We start from the raw sequence: 24,816 nt of genomic DNA, 5'->3' as shown, positions 1-24,816 counted from the left end.
GCGGGCCTCGTACCGGCGGGCCGGCGCCGCGTACACCCCGCGCCCGCCCCCACCTCCGCGCGATGAGCCGCGCCCGAGCGCCCGGCAGGGACGGGACGCACACCGCAGGACACTCGGCATAAAGCACCAGCAAAGGACGCAACAAAGCACCGCATAACGGGTCACACAACAGGTCGCAGAATGGGCCGCATAACGGGCCATATAAAGGACACACCGCCTGAAAACAGCGGGCGGAACTTCGGCCGGAATTCAGGGGCATGGTTTGCGGTGGCGCGGGTAGCCGCGCCTCCATGGCTCGACGACAGGTGAACAACTCAGACATAGCCAGACGCGCCAGGTTCAGCCGCAGGTCGCTGCTGGGCGGTGTCACCGCGCTGGGCGGGGCCGGACTCATCGGCGCGACCAGCGCCTGCAGTCGGGTATCCGTCGAAGACGGCCACGACGGCGGGCACCTTCTTGAGCGACTGCGTGCCCAGAAGACCGTGCGACTGGGAATCGCCGGCGAACAGCCCTACGGATACATCGGGACGGACGGCAAGATCACCGGGTCCGCACCTGTTATCGCGGAACATATCTTCAAACGGCTCGGGGTGCCGAACGTCCAGCCCGCCCCGACGGAATTCAGCTCACTGATCCTGGGCCTCAACTCCCAGCAGTTCGACATGGTCGCCGCGGGTATGTACATCAATCCGGACCGGTGCGACCAGGTAATTTTCGCGGACCCCGAATACCAGATGCTGGACGCCTTCATCGTCCGCAAAGGGAATCCACTGGGCCTGCACACCTACGCGGACATCGCCAAGAAGAACGCCCGCATGGCCACCGGCACCGGTTACGCGGAGATCGACTACGCGAAGGCGGCAGGCGTCAAGCGGATCACCACGCTGCCCGACCAGTTGGCCGGTCTGCTCGCGGTCGAACAGGGCCGGGTGGACGTCTTCGTCGGCACCGCGGTGACGGTACGCAATGTGATCCGGCAGACCAAAAGCACCAAGGTCGAGGGCACCGCCGAGGTCACCCCCCATGTCCGCAACCAGAAGACCAAGAAGATGGAGCCCGTCATCGACGTCGGCGCCTTCGCATTCCGCAGCTCGGAGACGAATCTGCGCGACGCTTTCAACCGCGAGCTCCACAAGATGAAGAGCAGCGGTGAACTCCTCCGCATCATGCGGCCGTTCGGCTTCACGAAGGAACAGATGACGAACATAACGGCCAAGGAGAAGTGCCAGCCATGAGCGAGATAAATTCGCACCTCTGGGAACTTCTCTTCAGAGGCCTCTGGGTCACCGTCCAGCTCACCATCTACAGCGCGGCCCTGGGAGCCTTCGTCGCCCTCGTCGTGGGCATAGCCCGCTCCCACCGGCTCCGAACCGTCCGCTTCATATCCGGCCTGTATTTCGAGGTGTTCCGCGGAACGTCCGCGCTGATCCTCATGCTGTGGGTGTTCTTCGTCCTGCCCCTGGCGTTCGGCTGGCAGCTGGTCCCCATGTGGGCGGCGGTCCTGACCCTCGGCCTCACCTACGGGGCGTACGGCTCCGAGGTGGTCCGCGGCGCCATGGCCGCGGTCGCCCCCGCCCAGCGCGAGGCCGGTATCGCGCTCAGCTTCTCGCCCGCCCAGCAGCTACGGAAGATCGTGCTGCCGCAGGCCTGGCCCGAGATGGTGCCGCCCTTCAACAACCTGCTGATCGAGCTGCTCAAGGGGACCGCGCTGGTCTCCATCCTCGGTGTCGGCGACACGAGTTTCGCGGCGTCCCTGGTGCGCAATGCCACCGGCCAGAGCGCCCCGGTGTACACGGTGATTCTGGTGATGTATTTCGTCGTCGCCTTCGTCATCACCCGTGTGATGCGACTCGTGGAACGCCGGGCGAAAGCCGGAATCGGCCAGCGCCCCGCGACGGGCGGCAGCTCGTCGGAGAAATCAGGCCTACGTCACAGAAGTGACCCGGCTGTGGAGATCAACAGCACCGGGGGTGCAGCGTGAAGTGGGACTGGTCGGCAGTCGCCGACTTTATGCCGGACTTCTGGAAGGGTGTCCTGGTCACCCTTCAGGCCCTCGTCCTGGGCGCGCTCATAGCCTTCGCGCTCGGACTTGTCTGGGCGCTCGCACAGCGGTCGAAGTTCGCCGCCGTACGGTGGCCGGTGACGGCGATCACCGAATTCATCCGGAACACTCCGCTGCTGGTGCAGTTGTTCTTCCTGTTCTATGTGCTCCCCGAATGGCATGTGACGCTCTCGCCGCTCGCCACGGGCGTGGTGGGGCTCGGACTGCACTACTCCACGTACACGGCCGAGGTCTACCGGGCCGGAATCGACGGAGTTCCCGTCGGGCAGTGGGAGGCCGCCACCGCGCTGAGCCTGCCGAAAACCCGCACCTGGACCGCGGTGATCCTTCCGCAGGCCATCCGCCGCGTGGTGCCCGCCCTCGGCAACTACGTCATCTCGATGCTGAAGGACTCACCGCTGATCGCCACCATCGGCGTCCTGGAAATGCTGGGCCAGGCCCGCCAGTTCGGCTCCCGGACCTTCCAGTTGACCGAGCCGTACACGGTGATCGGTATCGCCTTCATCGTCATCGCCTACATCGCCTCTCTCTCCCTTCGATCCCTGGAGCGCCGCCTTGTCCGCTGAGAAGACACCTGCCGCGGGAGCCACCGCCCGGGAAACGCCCGACGGCGAGATCATCCGCTTCGACAACGTCACCAAGCGCTTCGGCAGCAACACCGTGCTGGACTCCCTGGACTTCTCGGTCGACGCGGGAAAGCATGTGACGCTCATCGGTGCTTCCGGTTCCGGAAAGACCACGATCCTCAGACTTCTGATGACGCTGCTCAAGCCCGACGAGGGCACCATCAAAGTGGGCGGGGACTATCTCACCCACGAGCAGAAGAACGGAAAGCTGGTCCCGGCCGGCGAGAAGCACACCCGGGACGTCCGCAAGAACATCGGCATGGTGTTCCAGCAGTTCAATCTCTTCCCGAACATGAATGTGCTCCGCAACATCACCGAGGCGCCCGTCTCGGTACTCGGCCTGCCCAAGGACGAGGCGGAGCACCGGGCCCGCGAACTGCTGGAGATGGTGGGCCTGGGCGACCGCTGCGACGCCTACCCAACGCAGCTCTCCGGGGGCCAGCAGCAGCGGGTGGCCATCGCCCGCGCCCTGGCCATGCGCCCGCAGGTGCTGCTGCTCGACGAGGTGACCTCCGCCCTCGACCCGGAGCTGGTGGCCGGGGTGCTGGACGTACTGCGGGACATCGCGCACACCACGGACATCACCATGCTCTGCGTCACCCATGAGATGAACTTCGCGCGGGACATCTCCGACCAGGTGCTGATGTTCGACTCCGGCCGGGTCATCGAGTCCGGTACGCCGGAGAAGATATTCACCGAGCCGGAACACGAGCGCACCCGGGAATTCCTCAGCGCGGTGCTCTGACACCGGGACGACCCTGGCGGGGAGGGGGGCCGGATCGCCGGTCCGCCCCTCCCCGGCAGGAGGCCGAGGCCGTGGTGCCGAGCACCGGCTGGAGGCGGGTATGATTTCCGGGTCAGCAGGCGCCGCTAGCTCAGTTGGTTAGAGCAGCTGACTCTTAATCAGCGGGTCCGGGGTTCGAGTCCCTGGCGGCGCACAGACACACAGGAAGGCCCTCGTTTCGGCGAGGGCCTTCCTGCTGTGTGCGTGGTGGTGCGGGTCAGAAGGCGGTGGGGTGTTCCGGTTCGCCGGGCGGCGGGAACTCGCCGAGGGCCGCGAGGTGCCGGCGGCGGAGGAGGGCCGCGGCGTCCGGTTCGTAGTCGATACGGGACGGGTGGACCGAGAAGACCTCCAGGCCCACCGGCCGGACGCCCTCCGCGACGCGGGTGGTGAGCGCCCTCCCCAGCGCCTCCACGTCGGCGGGGAACCGCGATCGCACCCTGGCCGCCGCCACCGCCGCCTCGGCCGTCTCCCGCAGGAAGGCCTGGTGGTCGTCGACCGCGAGCAGCGCCCGCGCGGTGTCCGCCACCCGCCACACCACCAGCAGCACCACCCGCACCGCGAGGCCCTCCGCGTCCACCGCGGGCATCGGTTCGCTGCGCCAGTGCCGCAGCCGTACGTCGGCCCGGCGCCGCAGCAGCAGCGGGTTCACCCAGAGCAGGCCGGTGGCGCGGACGGTGCCGCGGTAGCGGCCGAAGAGGGTCAGCACCCAGGCCCGGCCCGACCGCCCCCGGGCCAGACCGCCGAAGCCCAGCAGCGCCACCGCACCCGCCCCGGCCAGCGTCAACGTCACCGGCAGCCCGAGACCCACCGCCGGACGCGGCACCAGACCCAGCAGCCAGAGCGCCGGAAGCGGCAGCAGCCCGGCCCACCACAGCGCCGCCCCACACCCCGCCACCCCGGCAAGTCCCGCCACCGCACCCACCGCGCCGGGCACCACCCGCGCCGCCCGCTCCTCGATCCCCGGGTCGACCTCGATGCCGAAGCGGGCGGCGGGGTAGGCAGGGGTGCGGGGCAGTTCGCCGGTGCCGCGGCGGCGCCCGACCACGGCGGGGCCGGTCGACGGGTAGCCCACGGGGTCGTCGCGGAAGAGCAGGTGGACCGGGATCTCGGTGGTGGTCTCGCCGTGGATGAGCCGAGTCTGGCGGGGACCGGTGGGCGGTCCTGCGTCCGGTACCGGTTCGGGCCCCGGAGACTGCGGTGTGGTGGTGGTCATCCGTACCTCCCCGTCCTCCGGGCGGCGCGGCGCGGGTGGGGTGCGCACTGCCTGCGGCCCGGGCGGCTGCATGATCGCCAGTTTTGCAACCCGCCACGCTTTCCGCATTCTGACGATCCAAACGAAGGAACCACCGCGGCGGCCGCCCACGGCCCGGGGCCCGCGACCGGGGCACCCTCCGCCATCGGGTACAGTTCTCCAGGTCAGCAGGCGCCGCTAGCTCAGTTGGTTAGAGCAGCTGACTCTTAATCAGCGGGTCCGGGGTTCGAGTCCCTGGCGGCGCACAGACACATCGAAGGCCCCTCGTGAGAACGGGGGGCCTTCGGCGTGTGGCGACATCCCCCAGCCCCGGCGGCCCGGCTGGGGGTCCGGGGGTTATCCCCCGGGGGAACGCAGCATCAGCGGGTCCGGGGTTCGAGTCCCTGGCGGCGCACAGACACAACGAAGGCCCCTCGCGGAAGCGGGGGGCCTTCGGCGTGTGCGGTGCGGGTCACCGTTCAGGTCGGTGGACGCCCGTCAGGTAGGCGGTGGCTACGACGGGGCGGTGGCAGGTGGTGGGGGCGGGGGTGGGGCAGGTGATGAGGTGGAGTTCGGCTCGGCCGGGGTGGCGTGGGTGGGTGGCGGTGGTGGGACCCCGGCGGTCGGCGGCGCGTACCTCTTCGACGGTGTAGGTGGCGACGGCTCCGGCGGTGTCGGTGACTCGTACCGTGCGGCCTGCGCGGAGTTCGGCGAGCCGGGACAGGGCGGGGGTGCCCGGGGAGGTGAGGAGGGTGACTCCGGCGGCGCCCGGTCGGGCACCGGTCCGGTCCCAGCGGACGGCGGCGGTGCCGGTACGGGCGGACGGGCCGGGGGCGGCGTTCGGATCGGGGGCGGCGGCGACCTGGGTGTGGATGCCGAGCGCGTCCACGTCCAGGGCGCGCGGGGCCCCGCCCGCGACCGGCGGATGTGCCGGCGGCAGGGCCGGGCGGGGGCGGCCCGCGGCGGCGATGTCCCCGGTGACCGGCACCGACGTACCGGGCTGCCCGTCCAGGCCCCCGCTCCCCCACGCCCAGGTCCCGATCAGGAGCCCCGCGCCCAGCACGCCCACCAGCAGCCGGCGGCGTACGGCGCCGGGTGCGGCGGCGAGGGTGCCCGGGTCCGAGGCGGGCGGGGCGGGCCGGTGTTCCCGGGGTCCGGCGGTGAGGGTGGGGACGGCCGCGGTGCCGGTCTCGGCGGTGGTCATCGCGCCACCCGGTCCCGGCGGCCGCGCCGTCGTCCCCGTACGCCGCGGATGGTGAACAGGACGCCCACGACGGCGGCCAGCACCAGGCCGGTCACGGCCTGCGGCATTCCGGGGCCGGTGCGCGGGGCGTCCCGGTCGGAGTCGCCGCGGGACTGCCCGATCATCTCGGCGCGTGCGGTGGCGGACGTGCCGTGGCGGGCAGCGGGTGCGGCCACCGTGGTCTGCGGGTGGGCCGGGAGGCCGCCCGCGGCCGCCGCCGCGGAAGGGGCCGCGGCCAGGACGGCGGCCGCCCCTGCTGTACGGAGCGCGAACACTGATCTACGCATGGTGAACCTCCTGCTCCTCGAAGGCTCCGCGCTACCCGGCGGTACCGCATCCGGGCCCGCGCGAGTGCCGTACAAGTGCCGTACGCGTGCCGCACAAGCGCAGTACGAGTGCCGTGTCCCGGGGGGTGCGTTCTGACTGGTGGACGTGGGAATGCCCCGGTTCGGCGTGTGCATAGCATGGGGTCCCATGGCCCACGCACGGCAGGAGTCCGGCCCCATGACAGAGCGCAAGCCCATCGAGTCCTGGCTGACCGACATGGACGGGGTGCTGATGCACGAGGGGATCCCGGTGCCCGGGGCGGACTCGTTCATCAAGAAGCTCCGGGACTCCGGGCGGCCGTTCCTGGTCCTCACCAACAACTCGATCTACACCGCACGCGATCTGCACGCCCGGCTGAACCGGATCGGTCTCGATGTGCCGGTGGCGAACATCTGGACCTCGGCGCTGGCCACCGCGAAGTTCCTGGACACCCAGCACCCCGGCGGCACCGCCTATGTCATCGGCGAGGCCGGTCTGACCACCGCGCTGCACGACGCCGGGTACGTACTGACCGACACCGACCCGGACTTCGTCATCCTCGGTGAGACCAGGACGTACTCCTTCGAGGCGCTGACCAAGGCGATCCGGCTGATCAACGACGGTGCCCGTTTCATCGCCACCAACCCGGACAACACCGGCCCCTCCCCCGAGGGCGCGCTGCCCGCGACCGGTTCGGTGGCCGCGCTGATCACCAAGGCCACCGGGAAGGAGCCGTACTTCGTGGGGAAGCCCAATCCGCTGATGATGCGGACCGGGCTCAATGTGATAGGCGCACACTCCGAGAGCTCCGCGATGATCGGGGACCGGATGGACACCGATGTGCTCGCCGGTCTCGAAGCGGGGATGGAGACCTTCCTGGTACTCACCGGGCTGACCGTCGAGAGCGACATCCACCGCTACCCCTTCCGGCCGACCCGGGTGGTGGACTCCATCGCGGATCTGGTGGACCTCATCTGACGCCCCCTTGTCCCGGCACCGACACGGCGCCAACTGGCCACCGGGGCCAGGTAGTTCAGGGGTACGGGCGGCGCAGGCGGCGGGCGAGGAGGAGCAGGGACGCGCCGGCCGCCACCAGCAGCCCGGCCACTGCGGCGAACCCGGCGAGCCGAGCCCCGGTGAGCCCCCGTCCACCTCCCGTCCCGGCCAGTTCCGCGGGCAACTCCCCACGTGGCAGGGGCTGTTCGGGCCGGGCCGACTCCGGGGGGACGGGGTGGGCCTCGGCGGCGGGCGGTGCGGCCCCGTCGGCGTCGGGTGCGACTTCGAAGGTGTAGGGCGCGGATTCGCCGACCCACTCGCCGTCGCGGCCGCCGCCGGTGCGCCGTACCACTGCGACGGTGGCGCGGACGTGGTCGGGACCGGCGCCGGGCGTCAGGGTGAGCCGGACCCGCACCCGTACCGTGCGGCCCGGTGCCACGGTGAAGCCGGGGAAGTCCGGGGTCTCGCCGAGGACAGCCACAGTCTCGTGCCGGTCGGTGCCGTGCGGGTGGACCGGGTGCCAGCGGCTGCCGCGGTCGAACTCCAGCCGCACCTGGGCGGGTTGGACCTTCCGGTCCGCGTCGACGAGGACCAGGACCGGATACAGGGCGCGACAGGTGCCGCGGGCCCGGCCGGACAGTTCCACGGTCCACTCCTGCGGGGCGCCGCCGGGCCGGTATGCGGCGGGCCCGCCGAGGATCCGTGCCGCCACCGGGAACTCCCGCCCCTCGCCCCGGACGCACCCCGCGGCGCCCGGCGGGTGGCCCGGGGGTGCCGCGGCGGCGAGGCAGCAGAGGGCGGCGGCCACGGCTGCGGCCGGTACCGCGGGGTGCGGCGGGAGGTGGCCGGTGCCTCGGGTCCGTGGTTGTCGCATGGCGGGCGCCTCCGTCGCTCCCGGTACCGCGTCCCGGTCCTGGTACCTGTGCCGATACCTGCCGTTACCTGTCCTGGTACCTGTTCTGAACCGCGGTCCCTGCCTGCCCCGCCTCTGCGAGCACACCGCACCACCGCCCCCGGCACGACCGCCGGCCGCCGATCGGCCGCTGTCCTTCCCTCTCCGGTGGGCGCCGCGGGTGCCGTTCAGTGGCCGAAGAGGGGGGCGAGGGGGAGGTGGGCGGCGCCTTCGGCGACGGTTTGCGGGCCGCCGGGGGCCAGGGTGGTGGGGACCGGGGTGCGGCGGCCGGTGCGGGCGGCGTGGGCGGCGAGCACTTCGGCAACGCCGTGGAGGAAGGGTGCGGGGTGGGCGGTGATGGTGCGGCCGCCGAGGAGGACACGGTCGACACCGAGGAGGGCGACCAGGTTGGCGGCGCCCTCACCGAGGACGCGGGCCGCCTCGGGCAGGGCGCCGCGGGCGACGGCGGCCCGGCAGAGGGCCTCGATACAGCCGCGGTTGCCGCAGTCGCAGTCCGGGCCGTCGAGTTGGATGACCTGGTGGCCGAACTCGCCCGCGCCGGTGCGCGGTCCGCGGTACACACGGCCGTCCAGGACGAGTCCGGCGCCGAGTCCGGTACCGAGGTGGAGATAGGCGAAGGAGGGGTGCGGGTCCTGGTCGGGGCGGAGGGCCTGTCCGAGGGCGGCCGCGTCGGTGTCCTTGTCGACGGCGACGGGCAGGCCGAGCCGCCGCCGCAGGGCCGCCCGCAGCGGGAAGCCGTCCCACTGCGGGTGGCCGGTGACCCGGTACAGTACGCCGCGCCGGTGGTCGAGCGGCCCGGGCACGGCCACCCCCACCCCGAGCAGCGCCGTCTCCCCCTCCACCCGCAGCGCGTCGACCGCCGCGCAGGCCCCGGTGAGTACGTCCTCCGCGGCGGCCCCGAGATCCAGCGGGGCCTGGTGGACGGCGACCGCGGTGCCGGTCAAGTCGGTGCGGACGGCGGTGAGTTGGTCGCGGTCGAGGTGGAGGCCGATGGCGTGGGCGGCGTGCGGGACGAGGCGGAGGGCGGTGGCGGGCTTGCCGCCGGTGGAGGCCCGGCGGCCGGCGTCGGCGGCGAACCCCTCGGCCCGCAACCGGGCGGCGATCTTGCTGACGGCCTGCGGGGTGAGCCCGGTGCGCTCCGCCAGCTCGGGCCGGCTGAGACCGGAAGGGCCCGCGGTCCGCAGCAGGTCGAGCACCAGGGCCGCGTTGTGCCCGCGCAGGGCGGAGATATTGCCACCGCGGCCGGTCAGGAGGGCGGTACTCCTGGCGGTCGCGGGGTTCTCGACGGCCCCGGCGGTCCCCGTGCTCCCGATGGGGGCGGCTCCGGGCGGGCCGCCGCCGGTTGTCGTGCCTCGTCCGCTGTCCTCGTCCACGGGTCCATTGTCCGGCTCCCGCTTGCACTTCGGCAACAGCGTTGTTTAAGTGGCCGTATGACCTCTGGTACCAGCTCCCCGCTCCGCGTCGGCCTGATCGGCTACGGCCTGGCGGGTTCCGTTTTCCATGGCCCGCTGATCACCGCCACCGAGGGGCTGGTCCTGGACACCGTGGTCACCTCCGATCCGGAGCGGCAGGCGCAGGCCCGCGCCGAGTTCCCCGGGGTGCGCTGCGCGGCCGGGGCCGGGGAGCTGTGGGCGCGGGCCGGGGAACTCGACCTGGTGGTGATCGCCTCCCCGAACCGCACCCATGTGGCGCTGGCCGAGACCGCGCTGCGGGCCGGGCTGCCGGTGGTGGTGGACAAGCCGCTCGCGGGCACCGCGGCCGAGGCACGGCACCTGGCGGCGCTGGCCGAGCAGCAGGGCGTACTGCTCTCCGTCTTCCAGAACCGCCGCTGGGACAACGACTTCCGTACCCTCCAACACCTCGTCGCACAGGGCGAGTTGGGCGAGGTGCAGCGCTTCGAGTCGCGTTTCGAGCGGTGGCGGCCGCAACTCAAGGGCGGCTGGCGGGAGTCGGGCGACCCGGCGGAGATCGGCGGTCTCCTCTACGACCTGGGCAGCCATCTGGTGGACCAGGCACTGGTCCTCTTCGGCCCGGTGCAGCGGGTGTACGCGGAGAGCGACGTACGCCGTCCCGGGGCGCGGGCCGACGACGACACCTTCCTCGCCCTCACCCACACCGGCGGCGTCCGCTCCCACCTCTATATGTCCGCGACGGCAGCCCAACTCGGGCCGCGCTTCCGGGTGTTGGGCTCCACCGCGGGCTGGGTGAAGTACGGGCTCGATCCGCAGGAGGCGGCGCTGCGGGAGGGCCGCCGCCCGGCCACCGAGGCCGAATGGGGCGTGGAACCACGGGAGTTGTGGGGCACGCTGGGCGCCGGCGAGTCCCCGCTGACGGGCGGCGGGCACCCGGTGGAGACCCTGCCCGGTGACTATCCGGCGTACTACGCGGCGGTGGCGGCGGCGCTGCGCGAGGGCGGGCCGAACCCGGTGACCGCGGCGGAGGCGGCCGCCGCCCTGGACGTACTGGAGGCGGCGCGCCGCTCGGCCCGCGAGGGCGTGACCGTCAGCCTCTGAGCCGCGCCCCCGCGCCGCCGCCCCCGCGCGCCGTCTCAGGCCTGCTTCAACTCCTGCCGCTGGCGCCCGAGTCCGGCGATCTCCAGCTCCATCACATCACCGGCCCGCAGATACGGTTTCGGGTCCGGCTGCCCCATGGCGACGCCCGCCGGGGTGCCGGTGTTGATCACATCGCCGGGGTAGAGGGTCATGAACCGGCTTGCGTAGCACACCACTTCGGCCACCGGGAAGATCTGGTCGGCGGTGCTGCCGTCCTGCCGCAGCTCGCCGTTGACCCAGGTGCGCAGGGTGAGCGCCTGCGGGTCGGGGATCTCGTCGGCGGTGACCAGCCAGGGGCCCAGCGGGTTGAACGTCTCGCAGTTCTTGCCCTTGTCCCAGGTGCCGCCGCGCTCGATCTGCCACTCCCGCTCCGACACGTCGTTGGACACCGCGTACCCGGCGATATGCGCACCGGCCTCCTCCGCGGACTCCAGATAGCGGGCGGTGCGGCCGATCACGATGGCCAACTCGACCTCCCAGTCCGTCTTCACGGAACCCCGCGGCACCAGCACCGGGTCCTCGGGGCCGACGACGGTGTCCGCGGCCTTGAGGAAGACCACGGGCTCGGCCGGTGCCGCGGCGCCCGTCTCGGCCGCGTGGCCGTGGTAGTTCAGCCCGATGCACACCACCTTGCCGATCCCGGCCACCGGCGGGCCGGTGCGCAGGCCCGCCGGGTCCAGGGCGGGCAGCTCGCCGCCCGCCGCCGCGGCCCGGATCCGCTCCAGGGCCGTACCGTCGGCGAGGACGCTCCCGTCGAGGTCAGGCACGATGCCGGAGAGGTCGCGCAGGGTGCCGGCGGTGTCGAGCAGTGCGGGACGCTCGGCCCCGGCCGTACCGACTCGCAGCAGCTTCATGGTTCGTCTCCCTTGTGAGCGCGCCCAGCCGATGGGTGCGGCCATCGGAGCATCGGCCGATCGTCCAAGAAGCCCGTCCACTCTGCAAGACCCCGTTCACGTACTGGACCGCCGGGCGCCTGCCGGGGCCATCCGGGCGCGGTTCAGCAGGGCGCGTTCCGCGGTGCTCCAGGCGGTGCTGGTGACCACAGAGAGCGCGGCGGCCAGTGGCAGTACGGCCACGGTGGCGAGCGTCGCGTAGGAGAGGAAGGGCAGCAGGCGGGCGATGGCGCCCGCGCCCGCTATCTCCTCCGCCCCGGTGACGGGGGTGGCGGCGGTGTGCCGGGTGAGTACCAGGTTGGCCGTGGCGACGGCGGCGGCCAGGGCGAACAGCACCAGATAGACCAGGCCCGGCCCGCCCAGCAGTCCGCCGTGGGCGAGGGCGCCGGTCCAGCGGTCGCCGAGCGGGGCGGCGAACAGGGCATGTGCCAGCGGGGAGTTGGCGCGGCCGCCGATCTCGGTACCGGAGAAGAGACGGTAGAGCAGGAAGAACGCGGGCAGTTGCAGCAGCCCCGGCAGGCAGCCGGTGAGCGGCAACACCCCTTCCCTGGTGTGCAGTTCGAGGACGACCCGCTGGAGGCGCTCGGGGTCGCGGCGGTGCCGGGCCCGGGGTTCGGCCAACTCCGGTGCGAGGCGGGCGCGTTCGCGCTGCCCGCGGGCGGCGGCCCGGGCCAGCGGATGCAGCAGCAGCCGGACCAGCGCGGTACCCAGCACGATCGCCGCGGCGGTGGCGTTGGCGTCGAACAACGGCCCCAGCAGGTCGGCCAGTTGCCCGACCAGGGCGGCGGCTCCGCTGAGCACGGGGTCGAGGACAGAGGTGAAGACAGGGGTGAAGACAGACGCGAGAGAAGGCAAGGCAACCCCTCCGGGGTCTCATCGCGCCGCACTGGCCGGACGCCGTCAGGGCACCGGAGGACGCGGTACGCGGGAAGCGGCCACCACCCGGCACCGGCACCAGACCGGCCCGGCGGCGACACCGCGGGAGACGAGGACGGAGCGACGACACACGGGGCTTACGGCACCGACGTCACCGGTACAACTGCGCTCGGACAGCGACCAGTTGACGGATCCCGGGGAGGGTGGTGCGTTACGCGGTCGTCGGGAGGGGGCGGCCCGGGGCTCGGGGGCGGGGTCGGCCCGCGGCATCCGGGTCCCGCTGTGGCAGGAAGGCGGTACGCCGGGCACGGTCGCGCAGCGCGGTACGGACCCGGTGGGTCGGCACGGCCGGGGCACGACCCGCGGCAAGCAGCGCACAGGCGGCGAGCAGCGTGGCGGCCACGGCGGTCGCCGTCAACGCGACGGCGGTCGGAAGACTCCCGGAATCCACCAGCAGCAACTGCCCGAGAACCAGAAGCAACAAGGCCAGCGACCGCAACGGCAACCGACTCCTCACCATGCGCTTCCCCTCCCCTCAGCCCCTCCGTGCGGCCGTCACAAGCTCCGGCCAACTCCCGCCCACCACCGGACGATTGCCTTCGACCTTGCCGGTCGCCTGCGGGAAGTCATCCCCTTGGGCTGAGGCGATGCGTCATACCCCGGGGGTGCGGAGCCGTATGCGCTGGGTGGGTGCGGAGTTGTTGCGGCCTACGCTGCGGGGGTCTCCGGGCCGCCTCCGCAGGCTCAGCGGCGCCTTCACTCACGTGATCGTGCGCAGGAAGTCCCTTCCTGTCGCGGTCGTTCGTCACCGGCCAAACCCTGAGTGACCGCGCGATCACCGTGCCACGATGAGCCCCAACGCCCCCCCCCGGAGAAAGGGGTTTTGGGAAGGCTGCCGCATCGAAGGTCGCCGTTCGGAGACGCCGTTTGGCAGAGCGAGGAGAGCGATGTCCATGCCGCAGCACAGTCCCGCCGCCTACCACGATGTTCCGACCGCCATGGTCTTCGAGTCTTCGCCGAAGCGGCGACCCGGCTGACCGGTCTCTACGTCCACCTGTCCAGGACAGCCAGCACCAAGGAAGAGTGGGGCGCCTGGTGGGAGAAGGTCATGCGGCTGCGCGACGCCGAGCGCGCCGTTTCGGCGGACGACCGCGAGCAACTCATCGCCCGCATTCAGGAGTGGACCGAAGAGTGTGCGCGTATGGAGTCGGCTGGCCGTGACTGACGCGAGCAACTACGCCCTTTCGTAAAGCGAGTTGGACGAAATCTTCGAGCACGAGGTACGCGGTTCGGAGGCACGTTCAAGGACCCCGTGGCCACGTTCGGCGACGCGGAGCGGTTCGCGGCGGCGGGTTTCCAGGTCGAGATGGTGGCCCTGGCGGTACGGGCCGAGCGGAGCCGCCTGGACGCGCTGTACCCGGTTCTCACCAACTGCCGCCTCGGAACCGGGTGTTGGGTGTGGCCGGAGGATCATCAGGAGGCCTATGACGCGATACCGGGACCGTGGCGGCGGGTGGGTCCAGTGGCTGGGTGCACACCGTTTCCGGGTGACCAACCGGCTCGCCCAGGATCTGTACGTCAACGGGCGGGGTGCGGACGGGGCGCTTCTGCGGGCAGGCGGCGGTGCCGAGGCCGTGGGTACGGAGCGGGCCCGGTCGTTCTCCGGTGAGGAGGCGGAGGCCTGGTTGTCGCGGTGCCGTTCGGTGCTGGTGGACTTCGCGGTCGGCGGCCGGGGCGACGTGACCACCCGGCCCGCGCTGGGACAGGTCCTCGCCGACAGCCGCACGGTGTCCGCCCTGGCCGGGGACGACGCGCGCACCGCACACACGGCCGTGCTGCCGTTGCTAAAGACCTTGGTACGGGAATCGCTGCCCGATGCCGACAGCGCACTCCCGCACACGCTGCCGACCTCGCACGACCTGTCGCAAGGCCGGGGGCCGCCGCCGAACTCGCACGCCGTGAGGCACTCGGCCCCCGGGCAGCGTCAGGCGGAGGACACCTTGCGCCAGGGTGTCGCAGGCGCCCGAGGAGAGGTGGCTGCCTCCGCTCAGGAGATGGCGCGGGAGCGGGCCGGTCGGACGGGCCTGCCGCCGGTTGGGGCTCGCCGGTGTCCGCGGCCAAGGCGCGGACGCGGTCGACCACCGCGTCGGGCAGACCGGGCAGGGAATCCGTCGGGCCCTGGGGAGCGGTCTTCGACTCCCTCCTCGCGGGCCGCCGGCCAGGAACAGCGGTCTCGGCGCGGACGGGGCCGCTGACCGTACGACCTCCCGAGCGGGCCAAGTCCCTTGTCGTGGGGGCCAGTTCAGATGCGGGCCGACGCCGTGAGCCGGCCAGGCGGTTCGCTCACCGGCGTCTCCGGCTCAGTACGGCGGTCGCCTTGCGGTCCGTGGCGTCCGTGGCGTCCGGGGCGTCCGGTGCGTAGTGGACGCGCAGCTTTTCGCCGGTGTGTACGGTGCCGGCGATGGTGTCGGTCGCCCAGCGGTCTCTGCCTCGGGTGTCGGTGAACTTCACCGTCACGCGGGTGGCGGGGCGGTGGTTCAGCAAGGAGCCGCGGGCGCGGGTGACGACCCCGGTGGTGACGACGCCCGAGCGCCCGACGAGTTCCCGCAGGCTCGCCCTGGCGCGGGAGTGGCGGCGCAGTAGCCCGGAGACGGCGATCGCGGCGATCCCGCCGGCGAGGAACACCGCGAAGACCGCGTGCCCGCCCTCAAGGCCGTGCTCGGACTGGTAGCCGCCGAGGAGCGCGCCGGTGCCGTTGGCGATGAAGTACGAGGCCAGCGGGACGACCAGGTACCGCGGGTCGAGGCCGTCGCGGTGCGCGGAGGCGAACCCGATGAGGAACATGCCGCCGAGCAGCAGCGGGATCGGGAGGACTGCGGAGGCGACCCCGAACCACATCGGCAGCGGGCTGACCCCGGCGGCCATGGTGCTCCACATGCCCACCAGGGCGAGGAGGACGGCGACGGTCCAGCAGGTGTAGGCGGCGCCGCGGCGGTTGGCGTCCCGGTTCCACCAGCGGGAGGCCGGATCGACGAGGCTCATGGCTGCGGCTCCTCTCTGCGGGAGGCGCGGGAGGCGCGGGAGGTGTGCGTCGCCCCCGGCATCCGATCCGGGAATGCCGAGAACCCCGGTGACCGCTCCCCCGCACGCATACGCCACAGCGTGCCACCTCCACCGCCAGCGTCCGACCCCCGTGCCAGCCCCCGCGTTCCGCATCCGCGGCCCCCGCCCGGCCTCCCTTTCCGCCCGCACCCGGCAGTACCGTTTGCGTATGCGTCCCGACACCTCCGCCGCCAGTCCAACCGGCCCCGCCGGATCCGCCGAGACCGCCGCCGAGGCGGACCGGGTCGACCACATCGCCGAAGCAGAACGCCTGGAGCGCACCGCCGGGCTGTACCCCGAGGACACCGAGGAGTTGCTGCTCCAGGCCGCCGCCCATCTGGAACTCGCCGGTGCCCGCGACCGCGCCAGTTCCCTCTACGACCGGATGCTCGCCACCACGGACCCGGGCACCGCACCGCCCCTCGACCGCCCCCACCTGGTGAAGGCCCTGAAGGCGGCCAACCTGTGGGAGTACGGGCACGAGGCGGAGGCCCGTGCCGTCATGGCCGGGGTGCGCGCCGCGGCCCCGGGCGACCCGGCGCCCTGGGTGGTCGTCGCCGAGGCGCTGGAGGCGCATGACGAACTCGACGCCGCGCACGAGGTGTTCAGCGAGGCCGCGGCCCGCATCCTGGCCGAGGACGGCGCCCCGCCGCCCGCCACCGCGACGGTGCTCGCCGACCCCGCCGCGCAGTCCGTGGTCGTCGGGCGGCACCGGGTGCGCCGGATGCTGGGCACGGGGCACGACGGGTGGGACGCCCTCGCCGACGCCCTGCACACCTCCTCCGTCCCGCTGGACGAGCTGCACGACCCGAACCGGGTGTGGGCCCTGGGCTCGGACAACCCGGCCGAGTTGCGCGCCGAGATCGCCCGCCTCCGGGCCGAACTCGGCGCCTACCGCGCCGCCCTGTCCCGTCCCTTCCCGGTGGCCGTACTGCACTGGCCGGCCGGTGAGTTGACCGAACTGCTCGCCGGATACCCGGAGTTGGCCGAGGAGTATCCCTCGCACGCAGCGCATCTGGCGGGTGTGGAGACCGCGTTGCGGGAGCTGGCCGCCTCCGGCACCCGCAATCTCGGCATCGTCTCCGCCACCGTCCCCTCCTACGAGGCCTTCGCCGCCTCCGAGGCCGCCGACCCGGCCGACGCCACCCTCCTCCCCCTGTACGCCACCATCCTCGCCGCCCGCGGCCTCGCCACCGCCTGGCCGCCCGCCGCGACGGCGCCCTGCTGGTGCGGTTCCCCCAGGCCGTACGGGGAGTGCCACGGGGCGTAGCCTCGGGCGGGCAGGGCGCTCCGCCCTGCCCGCCCGGACCGGCCGGGTGCCCGGAGTCCTCTGAAGGTCCTCGTCATGGCCCGTGTCAGTGCCACCCCCATCGCCGCCGCCGGGCTCGTCGGCGGTTACGCCGTTGCCCGCTGGACCAGGAAGCGGCCGCTGGGCGGGGCCGTGCTGGCGGTGGCCGGGGCGGCGGCGGCCGAACAGTGGCGGCGGCAGGCCGGGGGCGTGGCGGCGGGCGCGCTGACCGCGGCCTATGTGGCGGCGTTCGCGGGCTCCCACCCGCTGGCGAAGAAGGTCGGCGCCTGGCCGGCGGTGTTCTCGGTGGCCGGGGCGGTCGCCGTGGCGTCCTGGGCGGTCGCGGACCGCCGGGCGTCCTGACCTCCGGCGCCGCCCGCCCCGGGCGGCTGCTGTGGATCAACGGGCCGTTCGGCGGCGGCAAGACGCACACCGCGTACGAGTTGCGGCGGCGACTGCCGGGGAGTGTGGTGTGCGATCCGGAGGAGGCCGGTTTCGGGCTGCACCGGACGCTGCCACCCGCGCTGCGCGGCGACTTCCAGGACCTGCCGGTGTGGCGGCAGGCCGTCTTCGAGTTGCTGGACCTGGCGCTCTCGCGGCACCCCGGCACGGTGATCGCCCCGATGACGGTGGTGGAACCGGCCTACTTCGCCGAGACCGTCGGCCGCCTCCGCCAATCCGGCCACGACGTACGGCACTTCGCGCTGCTCGCGGATCGGGAGACGGTGCTGCGGCGGCTGCGGGAGCGGGTCCTGGGGCGCGCGGTGCGGGTGCTGGGCGGGGAGCGGGCGGCGTTGCGGCGGGAGAGCTTCGCGGTGCGGAAGGTGGACGTCTGCCTGACGCGGCTGGGTGAGCCGGAGTTCGCCGAGCACCTGTGGACGGACGAGCTGACCGTGCCGCAGGTCGCCGACCGGATCGCCGCCTCGGCCGGCCTCACCCTGCTCCCCGACCGGGACGGCCCGCTCACCGCCTGGACCCGCCGCAAGGCCACCGGCCTGCGCCACATCCGCCTCGGCTGAGGCACCCGCCCCGTCAGCCGCCCAGTGCGCGGGAGAGGGCGTAGATGGCGAGGCCCGCGAGGGAACCGACGACGGTGCCGTTGATGCGGATGAACTGCAGGTCGCGGCCGATGTGCGCCTCGATCTTGCGGGAGGTGTGCTCGGCGTCCCACCCGGCCACCGTCTCCGTGATCAGCGAGGTGATCTCGGCCCGGTACGTCGACACCACGTACACCGCGGCGCCCTCCACCCAGCCGTCGACCTTGGCGCGGAGGCGGGCGTCGGCCGACATCCGGGCGCCCAGCGACAGCAGCGACGCCCGTACCCGCAGCCGCAGTTGGCTGCGCTCGTCCTCGGCGGCGGCCACGATCGTGGAGCGCGCCGCGGACCAGGCCGAGGCGATCAGGTCCTGCACCTCGCCGCGGGCCAGCACCTCCCGCTTGAGGCGCTCCACCCGGGCCCGGGTCTCGGTGTCGGACTTGAGGTCGCCGGCGAAGTCGGCGAGGAAGCGGTCCACCGCGCCGCGCGCCGGATGCTCCGGCATGTCCCGCATCTCGGTGACGAACCGCAGCAGCTCCCGGTAGACCCGCTCGCCGACCTTGCGGTCCACGAAGCGCGGCGTCCAGCCCGGCGCCCCGCCCTGCACCGCGTCCATCACGGAGTCACCGTGCAGCACCAGCCAGTCATGGGCGCGGCCGCAGACCAGGTCGACCAGGCGCCGGTGCCCGCCGTCCGCGACCACCTTCTCCAGCAGGGTGCCGAGGCCGGGCGCGATCTCCTGGGCGTCGGCCCGCCGGGTGATCGCCTCGCCCACCACGGCCTGCACATCGGAGTCCCGCAGCACGGTGAGCGCGCCGCGCAGGGCGGTGGCCAACTCGGCGGTGACCCGGTCCGCGTGGGCGGGCTCGGCCAGCCAGGCACCGAGCCGGGCGCCGATCCCGACGGAACGCAGCCGGGCCCGCACCACCTCCTCGGAGAGGAAGTTCTCCCCCACGAACTCCCCGAGCGAGACGCCCAACTGGTCCTTCTTGGTGGGGATGATCGCGGTGTGCGGGATGGGCAGGCCGAGGGGGCGGCGGAAGAGCGCGGTCACCGCGAACCAGTCGGCGAGCGCACCGACCATGCCCGCCTCGCAGGCCGCCGCCAGATACCCGGCCCAGACTCCGGCGCCCGAGCTCTGCGCCCACTTGGCGAGTACGTACACCGCGGCCACGAAGAGCAGCAGTCCGGTCGCGGTGAGTTTCATCCGCCGTACCCCGCGCCGCCGTTCGGCGTCCGCGGCGGCCGAACCGGGGGGCTCGGCGGGGGTGTTCGGCGGGACCGGAGCGGGGGCGGGAGCCGGGGCGCCGCCGTTCATGACGCGATCCGATGTGAATCGCGACATGCGGGTACCCGGGCCCTCCGGCCGGGAATGCTCCACTCCGGCCGGTCCGTCCGGAACATCCGCCGACTCACCTGGAAAACCAGCCGGTTCATCCGGTTGTGCACCCTTCATCCGCTCCCCCCGTCCGCAGCTTCCCTTCACATTCTCCCTTGCCGACGGACTCATGGAACGCGCCACGGGTTCCCGGCGTCTGGAGGGATGGGGGGCCTGTCCGGTTCCCTCGGCCCATGCATCATCATGGGTTCATCACAACGGAGCCTCGGGCTCCCCCTGTCCGAGGAGAAAAACACCGCATGACCGAGCGTCACGACGGGGACACGGGGGTGTCCACCGCACGGTACGGCGCCCTGCTGGCCGCGGTCGTCGCCGCGGTCGTGGCCGTGTCCACCGGGATATACCTGGTCGCCGCCGGCTCACCGGACCGTACGCAGGACAACGCCCTGGCCGGTCCCCGCAATCCGCACAACTCGGCCGCACCCGCCTCCGCCGGCACCTGGGTCGGCTCCTGGTCCGCGTCCCCCACGGGCGCCGAACCGGGCACCGAACCCCGCGGCTACGCCGGCAGCACCGTCCGCAACGTGGTGCACTCCAGCGTCGGCGGCACCGGCGCACGCATCACGCTGTCGAACCTCTACGGACAGTCACCGCTGACCATCTCGCACGCCTCCGTCGCCGTCGCCACCGGCCACAACAACCCCTCGGCGCAGCCCGGTACGCTCCGCAGCCTCACCTTCGACGGCGCCACCAGCGTCGTCATCGCCGCCGGCCAGCAGGTGATGAGCGACGCGGTACGGCTCCGCGTCCCGCACGACGCGGACCTCCTCGTCAGCAGCTACTCCCCCACCCCGTCCGGGCCGGTCACCTACCATCTGCACGCCCGTCAGATCAGCTATCTCGCCCAGGGCGACCGCACCACCGACACCACCGGCGGCGCCTACAGCGAGCGCAGCTCCTACTGGCGCTATGTGACCGCGCTCGACGTACTGAGCAACGAGTCCGAAGGCACCGTGGTCGTCATCGGGGACTCCCTCACCGACGGCATCACCTCCACCATGGGCGCCGACCGCCGCTGGACCGACCTGCTCGCCCAGCGGATGCGCGAGGAGTCCGGCGCCCCCCGCTACGGCGTCGTCAACCAGGGCATCAGCGGCAACCAGATCCTCACCGACGGCCCCGGCCGCCCCCCGGGCAACCCGAGCGGCCTCTCCCGCTTCCGGCGCGACGTACTGGACCGCACGGGCGTGCGCACCGTGGTCGTGGTCCTCGGCATCAACGACATCCTGCGCAACCCGCAGGCCGACGCGGGCAAGATCACCGGCGGGCTGCGGGAGATGACCCGGCAGGCACACGCACGCGGACTGCGGGTGGTGGGCGCGACCCTGATGCCCTTCGCGGGGCACCCCGGGTACTCGCGGTACCTGGAGGGCGTACGGCAGTCCGTGAACGGCCAGCTCCGCGGCGGAAAGGTCTTCGACGCGGTCATCGACTTCGACCGCTCCCTGCGCGACCCGTACAACCCGCGCAAACTGCGGCCCGACTTCGACTCCGGCGACCATCTGCACCCCAGCGACCGCGGCTTCCGCAGGATGGCCGACGCCGTCGACCTGACCTCCCTGAAGGGGGCGACTTCGGCGGAGCTGTGAGGCGGGCCGGGCGCGGGGGCCTGGGGCGCCGTTCCCGCCGTGCGGGTCAGTCGCCGCGGTCGCCGTGTCCGTAGCGTCCGTCGTGCGGGCCGCGGCCGTGGCCGTAGCGGTCGCCACGGCGGGCGCCGCGGTCCTCGCGGCGGTCCCCGCGGCGCTCCTCCAGGGCCGCGCGGCGATCCGCGCGGCGGTCCTCGATCGCCTCCCGGCGGGCCCGGCGGCGCTCCATCCGCTCCTGGTGGCGCGTCTCCTCCAGCCGCCGCTTCTCCTCCCGCGGCAGCTTCCGCTCCACCCCGACCCCGCCCCAGAAGGCGAAGCCGGTGATCACCACCCGCGGGGCGCCCGGATCCGGCCGCGAGCCGTCCTCGCGGTGGTCGAAGCCGCCCATGACGCCGATCCCGCGGACCACGACCTCCACCCCGGGCGGCACCTGCACATTGAGCCCGCCCATCACCGCGACGCAGTTGATCACGACCTCGCGGGTGGCGAAGTGGGCGTCGCGCAGATCGATCTCGCCGCCGCCGAAGACCGCGACCGCGTTGAACCGCGCGGGCACCGTCCAGGTCCCCCTGCGTTCGAACCCGGCCATCACGGCGACGCCCCACTCGGAGGTGGCGGTCCCGCCGATCCGCGCGGCCCAGTCGGCACCCGCGGCGGGCGCGGTGTCCGGCCGCTTCACCATCGACACCGGCGCCGGCCCCCCGGCCCCGGGCAGATCGCGGGTGAGCGGCGCCAACTCGCCGTAGGTGCGGGCCCGGTAGGCCTGGTCCAGGCGCTCGCCGAACTCCTCCAGGTCGAGCCGGCCCTCCGCCATCGCCTCCCGCAACTGCTCGGCGACCCGCTCGCGGTCGGCGTCGGAGGCCCTCAGATCCGAGGTGTCCGGGACGTCCGCTGCGTGGTCCGGAGAGCGGTCCGGAGAGCGGTCCGGGGATTCGTCGGTCATACCCGCCAGCCTACGAGTTCCCCACCGCGGATGGGGAGTTGACGGTCGGCCCCCTCTGCGGAGCCCCCGGACCGGGCCGGTGCGCACGGCGGACGCGACCGGCCCCACGAGCGGCGACCGGTACGGCCCGGAGCACCGGTACCGGCCGCGGGATTTCCACCCGGACGCACGCTCCACGCACCCCGTACCGCGTTTTGGTGCGAAAGTGTGCAAACAGGGCGCACTCCGGGAGGCGCCCGCCGCGTTACGGCGTGAACGGGTACGGCGTGAACCGGGAGCCGCGAGAGATGAGCGACGAGCCGCAGCAGCACGAGCAGCGCGCCCGCAGGTCCGGCGCCCAGGACCAGGAACGGGGCCGGGACCGGGGCCGGAAGCGGAACCGTGCGCGCCGTTCCAAGGCCGCCAAGGACCGGCCCGCGGGCGGCGGCAGCACAGCGCACCCGGCGAAGAAGTCCGGCCGGCGCCCCGCCCCCGAAGGCCCGCACCCCGCCACCGACCACGACGCCCAGGACACCCCCCGCGAGACGCGGCAGGAGGCCGGCCAGGAATCCCGTCAGGAAGCGGACGCCCGCCCCGACGCCCGCCCCCCGACCCGCCGGCAGCGGCGCCGGGCCAAGGCCGCCGCCCGCCGGGCGAAACGCCACGGCTGGCGGCGCCTCGTCCCCACCTGGCGCATGGTGGCCGGCACCTTCCTCGGCCTGGTCGTCCTCCTCGTCGGCGCCTTCTTCCTCGGCTACTTCCTCGTCGGCATCCCCGCCGCGAAGGAGTCCGCGACAGCCCAGTCCAACGTCTTCCTCTACGCGGACGGCAGCCAGCTCGCCCGCGACGGCGACATCGACCGGGAGAACATCCCGCTGCGCCGCGTCCCCCGCCCCGTGCAGCACGCCGTACTGGCCGCCGAGGACCGGGACTTCTACTCGGAGTCCGCCGTCGACCCGCAGGCCATGATCCGCGGGGCGTGGATGACGGCCACCGGCAAGGGCCGCCAGTCCGGTTCGACGATCACCCAGCAGTATGTGAAGAACTACTACCTGGAGCAGGAACAGACCCTCAAACGGAAGGTCAAGGAGTTCTTCATCGCCATCAAGGTCGACCGGGAGCAGAGCAAGGACGAGATCCTCCAGGGCTATCTCAACACCAGCTACTTCGGCCGCAACGCCTACGGCATCCAGGCCGCCGCCCAGGCCTACTACGGCGTCGACGCCAAGGACCTCGACCCCTACCAGGGCGCCTATCTCGCCGCCCTCCTCAACGCCCCCAGCTCCTACGACGTGGTCGCCCACCCGGAGAACAAGCCGCGCGCCCTGGCCCGCTGGCGCTATGTGCTGAACGGCATGGTGAAGGAAGGGTGGCTGACCCAGGCCGCCCGAGCACGCGCCGCCTTCCCCACCCCCGTCGACCCCAAGGGCCGCTCGGGCCTCTCCGGGCAGCGCGGCTACCTCGTGGAAGCCGTCCGGGAGTATCTGACCCGCAACCACATCATCGGCCGCGACCAGCACGGCTACCGCATCACCACCACCCTGCAGAAACCCCGCCAGCGGGCCCTGAAGGCCGCCGTGGACGAGCAGTTGCTGGCCAAGCTGAACAAGAAGGCCCGGCCGGTGGACCGCGCCGTGCGGGCGGGCGGCGCCGCCGTCGACCCGGCCACCGGCAAGGTCGTCGCGCTGTACGGCGGCGTCGACTACACCCGCCAGTTCGTCAACAACGCCACCCGCCGCGACTACCAGGTCGGCTCCTCCTTCAAGCCCTTCGTGCTCGCCGCCGCACTGCAGAACGGCGCCCGGGACAGCAAGGGCCACACCATCACCCCCAACACCGTCTACAACGGCGACGACCGCCGCCCCGTCCAGGGCTGGACCGGCCCCCGCTACGCCCCCGGGAACGAGGACCACCACGACTACGGCGACATCCCCCTCCGCAAGGCCACCGACCGCTCCGTCAACGCGGTCTACGCCCAACTCGCCGTGGACGTCGGCCCGGACAAGGTGAAGCAGACCGCGATCGGCCTCGGACTGCCCGCCGGCACCCCCGATCTGCGGCCGTACCCGTCGATCGCGCTGGGCACCGCCACCGCCAGCGTCCTCGACATGGCGCAGGCCTACGCCACCCTCGCCAACCACGGGCGGCACGGCACCTACACCGTCGTCGAGAAGGTCACCAAGGACGGCAAGGAGATCAAGCTGCCGGACCGGCCGGTCACCCAGGTGGTGAGCAGGGAGGCCGCCGACACCACCACCGATGTGCTGCGCGGCGTGGTCGAGGGCGGCACCGGCACCGCCGCCCAGGCCGCCGGCGTCCCCGCGGCCGGCAAGACGGGCACCGCCGAGGACGACATGGCCGCCTGGTTCGCCGGCTACACCCCCGACCTCGCCACCGTCATCGCCGTCATGGGCCAGAACCCGAAGACCGGCACCCACACCCCGCTGTACGGGGCGCTGGGGCAGGGGCGGATGAACGGCGGCGCGTATCCGGCGCAGATCTGGGCCCAGTTCACCCGCACCGCACTCCACGGCCGGCCGGTGCACGACTTCGACCTGTCGCTGCTGCCGGACTCCGAGGAGAAACCCCAGGACGAATCCTCCGGCGAGCCCTCGGGCGAACCGTCCGGCGAGCCCTCCGGCGGCACCGACCAGACGCCCGCCCCTCAGTGACCCGAGGTCGCCTTCAGACCCACCACCGCCACCAGCAGCAGGCAGACGAAGAAGATCCGGGCGGCCGTCGCCGGCTCCCCCAGCACCACCATCCCCAGCACCGCGGCCCCCGCCGCACCGATCCCGACCCACACCCCGTACGCCGTCCCGATCGGCAGCGTCCGCGCCGCGTACGACAGCAGCACCATGCTGACCACGATGCCCGCACCGGTCAGCACACTCGGCACCAGCCGGGTGAAACCGTCCGTGTACTTCATCCCGATCGACCAGCCCACCTCCAGCAGACCGGCCACCACCAGCAGAACCCACGCCACGACAGGCACCTCCG

General features: G+C 72.8%; 23 protein-coding genes and 2 tRNA genes. 13 read left to right on the top strand and 12 right to left on the bottom strand.

Annotated elements, in window-relative coordinates; translation table 11 throughout:
• Nucleotides 1-290 precede the first annotated feature (290 nt).
• The 5 genes from ehuB to ACFVST_RS20650 all read left to right on the top strand — a co-directional run bounded on the left by ehuB (nt 291) and on the right by ACFVST_RS20650 (nt 3,626).
• Nucleotides 291-1,235, top strand: a complete 945-nt coding sequence (gene ehuB / locus ACFVST_RS20670) for an ectoine/hydroxyectoine ABC transporter substrate-binding protein EhuB (protein ID WP_390153854.1) — start codon at nt 291-293, stop codon at nt 1,233-1,235.
• Complete coding sequence (ehuC, locus tag ACFVST_RS20665) at nt 1,232-1,981, top strand: ectoine/hydroxyectoine ABC transporter permease subunit EhuC (RefSeq protein ID WP_390153851.1); 750 nt, start codon at nt 1,232-1,234, stop codon at nt 1,979-1,981. Before ehuB ends, ehuC begins: the two co-directional genes overlap by 4 nt.
• Entirely contained in the window at nt 1,978-2,628 is a 651-nt protein-coding gene (gene ehuD / locus ACFVST_RS20660; RefSeq protein ID WP_390153848.1) for an ectoine/hydroxyectoine ABC transporter permease subunit EhuD, read from the top strand. Before ehuC ends, ehuD begins: the two co-directional genes overlap by 4 nt.
• The gene (gene ehuA, locus ACFVST_RS20655; RefSeq protein WP_390153845.1) at nt 2,618-3,433 is read left to right on the top strand and encodes an ectoine/hydroxyectoine ABC transporter ATP-binding protein EhuA; all 816 of its coding nucleotides are present in this window, start codon (nt 2,618-2,620) and stop codon (nt 3,431-3,433) included. Before ehuD ends, ehuA begins: the two co-directional genes overlap by 11 nt.
• A 119-nt stretch (nt 3,434-3,552) precedes the next feature.
• Nucleotides 3,553-3,626: transfer RNA gene (locus tag ACFVST_RS20650), tRNA-Lys, on the top strand.
• A gap of 63 nt (nt 3,627-3,689) precedes the next feature.
• On the opposite strand, the gene ACFVST_RS20645 is transcribed toward ACFVST_RS20650, so the two are convergent.
• A complete protein-coding gene (locus ACFVST_RS20645) occupies nt 3,690-4,685 on the bottom strand; it encodes an SPFH domain-containing protein (RefSeq protein ID WP_390153842.1) in 996 nt (331 codons plus the stop codon).
• Between the two features lie 210 nt (nt 4,686-4,895).
• On the opposite strand from ACFVST_RS20645, the gene ACFVST_RS20640 reads away from it, so the two are divergent.
• Nucleotides 4,896-4,969: transfer RNA gene (locus ACFVST_RS20640), tRNA-Lys, on the top strand.
• Nucleotides 4,970-5,175: 206 nt separating this feature from the next.
• Here ACFVST_RS20640 and ACFVST_RS20635 read toward each other — a convergent pair.
• Nucleotides 5,176-5,907: a class F sortase gene (locus ACFVST_RS20635; protein WP_390153839.1), complete on the bottom strand. Its 732-nt coding sequence runs from the start codon at nt 5,905-5,907 to the stop codon at nt 5,176-5,178.
• Nucleotides 5,904-6,233, bottom strand: coding sequence for a hypothetical protein (locus tag ACFVST_RS20630; RefSeq protein WP_390153836.1), 330 nt, complete (start codon nt 6,231-6,233; stop codon nt 5,904-5,906). The genes ACFVST_RS20635 and ACFVST_RS20630 overlap by 4 nt, the downstream gene beginning before the upstream one ends.
• Nucleotides 6,234-6,450: 217 nt before the next feature.
• On the opposite strand from ACFVST_RS20630, the gene ACFVST_RS20625 reads away from it, so the two are divergent.
• Nucleotides 6,451-7,230 (top strand): HAD-IIA family hydrolase, encoded by a 780-nt coding sequence (locus ACFVST_RS20625; RefSeq protein WP_390153833.1) that lies wholly within the window; start codon nt 6,451-6,453, stop codon nt 7,228-7,230.
• A 55-nt stretch (nt 7,231-7,285) separates the two neighbouring features.
• Here the strand turns inward: ACFVST_RS20625 and ACFVST_RS20620 are convergent, their stop codons facing one another.
• Both ACFVST_RS20620 and ACFVST_RS20615 read right to left on the bottom strand, forming a co-directional pair.
• Nucleotides 7,286-8,122, bottom strand: a complete 837-nt coding sequence (locus ACFVST_RS20620; RefSeq protein WP_390153831.1) for a hypothetical protein — start codon at nt 8,120-8,122, stop codon at nt 7,286-7,288.
• A 206-nt stretch (nt 8,123-8,328) separates the two neighbouring features.
• Nucleotides 8,329-9,534, bottom strand: a complete 1,206-nt coding sequence (locus ACFVST_RS20615; RefSeq protein ID WP_390153828.1) for an ROK family protein — start codon at nt 9,532-9,534, stop codon at nt 8,329-8,331.
• A gap of 57 nt (nt 9,535-9,591) precedes the next feature.
• Here ACFVST_RS20615 and ACFVST_RS20610 point away from each other — a divergent pair, with 57 nt between their 5' ends.
• Nucleotides 9,592-10,674, top strand: a complete 1,083-nt coding sequence (locus ACFVST_RS20610) for a Gfo/Idh/MocA family oxidoreductase (protein ID WP_390153825.1) — start codon at nt 9,592-9,594, stop codon at nt 10,672-10,674.
• A 35-nt stretch (nt 10,675-10,709) separates the two neighbouring features.
• Here the strand turns inward: ACFVST_RS20610 and ACFVST_RS20605 are convergent, their stop codons facing one another.
• The 4 genes from ACFVST_RS20605 to ACFVST_RS20590 all read right to left on the bottom strand — a co-directional run bounded on the left by ACFVST_RS20605 (nt 10,710) and on the right by ACFVST_RS20590 (nt 15,524).
• Nucleotides 10,710-11,567: a fumarylacetoacetate hydrolase family protein gene (locus ACFVST_RS20605; RefSeq protein ID WP_390153822.1), complete on the bottom strand. Its 858-nt coding sequence runs from the start codon at nt 11,565-11,567 to the stop codon at nt 10,710-10,712.
• Nucleotides 11,568-11,663: 96 nt separating this feature from the next.
• Nucleotides 11,664-12,407 carry a YidC/Oxa1 family membrane protein insertase gene (locus tag ACFVST_RS20600; protein ID WP_390153819.1) on the bottom strand — a complete coding sequence of 248 codons (744 nt, stop codon included), beginning with the start codon at nt 12,405-12,407 and terminating at the stop codon, nt 11,664-11,666.
• A gap of 286 nt (nt 12,408-12,693) precedes the next feature.
• On the bottom strand, nt 12,694-13,002 hold the full coding sequence (locus ACFVST_RS20595) for a DUF6412 domain-containing protein (RefSeq protein ID WP_390153817.1): 309 nt from the start codon (nt 13,000-13,002) through the stop codon (nt 12,694-12,696).
• Between the two features lie 1,823 nt (nt 13,003-14,825).
• Nucleotides 14,826-15,524, bottom strand: a complete 699-nt coding sequence (locus ACFVST_RS20590; protein ID WP_390153814.1) for a hypothetical protein — start codon at nt 15,522-15,524, stop codon at nt 14,826-14,828.
• A 229-nt stretch (nt 15,525-15,753) separates the two neighbouring features.
• Between ACFVST_RS20590 and ACFVST_RS20585 the strand changes: the two genes are divergently transcribed.
• The 3 genes from ACFVST_RS20585 to ACFVST_RS20575 all read left to right on the top strand — a co-directional run bounded on the left by ACFVST_RS20585 (nt 15,754) and on the right by ACFVST_RS20575 (nt 17,891).
• Nucleotides 15,754-16,854, top strand: a complete 1,101-nt coding sequence (locus tag ACFVST_RS20585; RefSeq protein ID WP_390153811.1) for an SEC-C domain-containing protein — start codon at nt 15,754-15,756, stop codon at nt 16,852-16,854.
• Nucleotides 16,855-16,929: 75 nt separating this feature from the next.
• A complete protein-coding gene (locus ACFVST_RS20580; protein ID WP_390153808.1) occupies nt 16,930-17,235 on the top strand; it encodes a hypothetical protein in 306 nt (101 codons plus the stop codon).
• Nucleotides 17,236-17,261: 26 nt separating this feature from the next.
• Nucleotides 17,262-17,891 carry an AAA family ATPase gene (locus ACFVST_RS20575; protein ID WP_390153922.1) on the top strand — a complete coding sequence of 210 codons (630 nt, stop codon included), beginning with the start codon at nt 17,262-17,264 and terminating at the stop codon, nt 17,889-17,891.
• 13 nt (nt 17,892-17,904) lie between these two features.
• On the opposite strand, the gene ACFVST_RS20570 is transcribed toward ACFVST_RS20575, so the two are convergent.
• Nucleotides 17,905-19,116, bottom strand: a complete 1,212-nt coding sequence (locus tag ACFVST_RS20570; RefSeq protein WP_390153919.1) for a DUF445 domain-containing protein — start codon at nt 19,114-19,116, stop codon at nt 17,905-17,907.
• A 431-nt stretch (nt 19,117-19,547) separates the two neighbouring features.
• Here ACFVST_RS20570 and ACFVST_RS20565 point away from each other — a divergent pair, with 431 nt between their 5' ends.
• Nucleotides 19,548-20,897 carry an SGNH/GDSL hydrolase family protein gene (locus ACFVST_RS20565; RefSeq protein ID WP_390153805.1) on the top strand — a complete coding sequence of 450 codons (1,350 nt, stop codon included), beginning with the start codon at nt 19,548-19,550 and terminating at the stop codon, nt 20,895-20,897.
• A gap of 46 nt (nt 20,898-20,943) precedes the next feature.
• Here the strand turns inward: ACFVST_RS20565 and ACFVST_RS20560 are convergent, their stop codons facing one another.
• Nucleotides 20,944-21,837: a DUF1707 domain-containing protein gene (locus ACFVST_RS20560; protein WP_390153802.1), complete on the bottom strand. Its 894-nt coding sequence runs from the start codon at nt 21,835-21,837 to the stop codon at nt 20,944-20,946.
• Between the two features lie 287 nt (nt 21,838-22,124).
• Between ACFVST_RS20560 and ACFVST_RS20555 the strand changes: the two genes are divergently transcribed.
• Complete coding sequence (locus ACFVST_RS20555; RefSeq protein ID WP_390153799.1) at nt 22,125-24,488, top strand: transglycosylase domain-containing protein; 2,364 nt, start codon at nt 22,125-22,127, stop codon at nt 24,486-24,488.
• Here ACFVST_RS20555 and sugE read toward each other — a convergent pair.
• Nucleotides 24,482-24,802 carry a quaternary ammonium compound efflux SMR transporter SugE gene (gene sugE, locus ACFVST_RS20550; protein ID WP_390153796.1) on the bottom strand — a complete coding sequence of 107 codons (321 nt, stop codon included), beginning with the start codon at nt 24,800-24,802 and terminating at the stop codon, nt 24,482-24,484. The two genes, ACFVST_RS20555 and sugE, sit on opposite strands and share 7 nt — an antisense overlap.
• Nucleotides 24,803-24,816: the final 14 nt, after the last annotated feature.

This window comes from Streptomyces sp. NPDC058045, assembly GCF_042885635.1.
Taxonomy (GTDB): Bacteria; Actinomycetota; Actinomycetes; order Streptomycetales; family Streptomycetaceae; genus Streptomyces.
Note: the sequence above shows the minus strand (reverse complement) of the source record. Positions and strands in the feature narration are given on the sequence as shown.

Excerpts from the sequence above, each read along its gene's own strand:
- ehuB (WP_390153854.1), top strand. The coding sequence starts at position 291 with ATGGCTCGACGACAGGTGAACAACTCAGACATAGCCAGACGCGCCAGG.
- ACFVST_RS20565 (WP_390153805.1), top strand. The coding sequence starts at position 19,548 with ATGACCGAGCGTCACGACGGGGACACGGGGGTGTCCACCGCACGGTAC.
- ACFVST_RS20580 (WP_390153808.1), top strand. The coding sequence starts at position 16,930 with ATGGCCCGTGTCAGTGCCACCCCCATCGCCGCCGCCGGGCTCGTCGGC.
- ACFVST_RS20570 (WP_390153919.1), bottom strand. The coding sequence starts at position 19,116 with ATGAAACTCACCGCGACCGGACTGCTGCTCTTCGTGGCCGCGGTGTAC.
- ACFVST_RS20590 (WP_390153814.1), bottom strand. The coding sequence starts at position 15,524 with ATGAGCCTCGTCGATCCGGCCTCCCGCTGGTGGAACCGGGACGCCAAC.
- ACFVST_RS20630 (WP_390153836.1), bottom strand. The coding sequence starts at position 6,233 with ATGCGTAGATCAGTGTTCGCGCTCCGTACAGCAGGGGCGGCCGCCGTC.
- ACFVST_RS20595 (WP_390153817.1), bottom strand. The coding sequence starts at position 13,002 with ATGGTGAGGAGTCGGTTGCCGTTGCGGTCGCTGGCCTTGTTGCTTCTG.
- ACFVST_RS20610 (WP_390153825.1), top strand. The coding sequence starts at position 9,592 with ATGACCTCTGGTACCAGCTCCCCGCTCCGCGTCGGCCTGATCGGCTAC.
- ACFVST_RS20620 (WP_390153831.1), bottom strand. The coding sequence starts at position 8,122 with ATGCGACAACCACGGACCCGAGGCACCGGCCACCTCCCGCCGCACCCC.
- ACFVST_RS20625 (WP_390153833.1), top strand. The coding sequence starts at position 6,451 with ATGACAGAGCGCAAGCCCATCGAGTCCTGGCTGACCGACATGGACGGG.
- ACFVST_RS20560 (WP_390153802.1), bottom strand. The coding sequence starts at position 21,837 with ATGACCGACGAATCCCCGGACCGCTCTCCGGACCGCTCTCCGGACCAC.
- ehuC (WP_390153851.1), top strand. The coding sequence starts at position 1,232 with ATGAGCGAGATAAATTCGCACCTCTGGGAACTTCTCTTCAGAGGCCTC.
- ACFVST_RS20605 (WP_390153822.1), bottom strand. The coding sequence starts at position 11,567 with ATGAAGCTGCTGCGAGTCGGTACGGCCGGGGCCGAGCGTCCCGCACTG.
- ACFVST_RS20555 (WP_390153799.1), top strand. The coding sequence starts at position 22,125 with ATGAGCGACGAGCCGCAGCAGCACGAGCAGCGCGCCCGCAGGTCCGGC.
- ACFVST_RS20585 (WP_390153811.1), top strand. The coding sequence starts at position 15,754 with ATGCGTCCCGACACCTCCGCCGCCAGTCCAACCGGCCCCGCCGGATCC.
- ACFVST_RS20645 (WP_390153842.1), bottom strand. The coding sequence starts at position 4,685 with ATGACCACCACCACACCGCAGTCTCCGGGGCCCGAACCGGTACCGGAC.
- ACFVST_RS20635 (WP_390153839.1), bottom strand. The coding sequence starts at position 5,907 with ATGACCACCGCCGAGACCGGCACCGCGGCCGTCCCCACCCTCACCGCC.